General features: G+C 51.8%; 1 protein-coding gene. It reads left to right on the forward strand.

The window, feature by feature from the left end; translation table 11 throughout:
* Positions 1–353, forward strand: a 353-nt coding sequence (locus J1784_RS00155) for a sulfatase-like hydrolase/transferase (RefSeq protein WP_217147571.1), incomplete at both ends; no start/stop codon positions are given.

Genomic DNA, 353 nt, shown 5'->3' on the forward strand with positions numbered 1-353 from the left:
AGTGGGTATGCCTGGCGCACCGCAAGGGTTGCAGAAAGAAGACCCGACCATTGCCAATATTCTTAAACAACTGGGGTACGCCACCGGTCAGTTTGGTAAAAACCACCTCGGCGATCGCGACGAATTCCTGCCTACCGCCCATGGATTTGATGAGTTCTTCGGTAATCTTTATCACCTGAATGCGGAAGAAGAACCGGAAAACCCTGACTATCCGAAAGACCCGGCCTTCCGTAAAGAATTCGGCCCGCGCGGCGTCATCAAAAGTTCTGCTGATGGCAAAATTGAGGATACCGGCCCGCTGACCATCAAACGTATGGGCACAGTGGATGAAGAAACTCTGGCAGCAAATAACG

The sequence above is a fragment of the Rahnella ecdela genome (assembly GCF_019049625.1).
GTDB classification, from domain to species: Bacteria; Pseudomonadota; Gammaproteobacteria; order Enterobacterales; family Enterobacteriaceae; genus Rahnella; species Rahnella ecdela.